The 1,016-nt window shown below is 57.6% G+C and carries 1 protein-coding gene; it reads right to left on the bottom strand.

Going from position 1 to position 1,016, the window contains the following annotated elements; translation table 11 throughout:
• Positions 1 to 296: 296 nt before the first annotated feature.
• Positions 297 to 680: a hypothetical protein gene (locus ACFWP5_RS52530; RefSeq protein ID WP_384174589.1), complete on the bottom strand. Its 384-nt coding sequence runs from the start codon at positions 678 to 680 to the stop codon at positions 297 to 299.
• Positions 681 to 1,016 lie beyond the last annotated feature (336 nt).

Genomic DNA, 1,016 nt, shown 5'->3' with positions numbered 1-1,016 from the left:
TCTGTCCGATCGGCTGGGGGTTGTAGGCGACTCTGGCACAGGCCACCGACACGTGTTCTCACAGGCCGCGACTACACCCTGGATTGTGAAGAGCCGCTTTTCAGACGCCCTCTAGCGGGCGGGAGTGAACACACAAAGTTGTCCCCGGTGCCCAGATTGAATCTGGGCACCGGGGACAACTTCGAAGGTCCAGGATGGCACCTCCCAGTCTGGCAGTGCGTCGGGCGATAAGCTCCAGGCCCTACTGCCGAGTTCGGGTGGGAGGTGGATCTACCCTTCTTTGGGCTTTTTGGACACTACAATTCGCACCATTCCCCCAGGGTTTCGGACAGCCCTGTCTGAACGAAGTTCTGCACGACATCCCACGCGTGGTCGACACTCAGGACGAAGTCGCCCGTGAAGGTCGACAATTCATCGATGATTGGGACATCAACCGTCACCTCCGATGGAAGAGTTCCATCTCCAAGGAGAAGGGACACGCTTTCTTCAGTAGTGAAGAGATGAATGATGGCGTGATCATCGCGGAAACCCATTGTCAATTGGGGAAACGCATTGTTCGGCAATCGCGCTTCCAGATATCCATGACCGAGGGAACGCAGCTCGTTAATTGCGTCCGTCAGATCGCGCAGTTCTGAGCGTGTCTCGCTCGGACGAAACTGCCCGGATTCTGGTGACGTCATCGACCACATCACAGTCATCTTTCACCTCCGAAGTTTTTCGGTTACCTAGGCCATGGATTAGGATCCGCGTCATTCCCAGTAAATGTCCTGCTTGCACTCCATCGTGACGACGGGATCACCGTGCCCAGCGGAGTACCAACTTCCAGAACTGCTCCATCTGGCAGCAGGGTGGCCACCTGCGACTTACAGTAACCGCAGATCCCGCTCGGGTTGCCGATCAGGAGCCTGCCGCTGGTTGCGCCTAGGCGGTTTCGTTTGGATCAGTCGGTCGTTGGTCCGGGTGTGCCATTAACTGACGCGCAGTGGGCGCGAATCGAGCCGTTGCTCCCGGACCGG

The sequence above is a fragment of the Streptomyces sp. NPDC058469 genome (genome assembly GCF_042721125.1).
In the GTDB taxonomy this organism is placed as follows: domain Bacteria; phylum Actinomycetota; class Actinomycetes; order Streptomycetales; family Streptomycetaceae; genus Streptomyces.
The sequence above is the reverse complement of the archived record's forward strand: the minus strand, read 5'-3'. Positions and strand labels throughout refer to the sequence as shown.

What these genes read in the sequence shown, in the direction of transcription:
- ACFWP5_RS52530 (WP_384174589.1), bottom strand. Translation starts at nt 680, where the DNA reads ATGACGTCACCAGAATCCGGGCAGTTTCGTCCGAGCGAGACACGCTCA.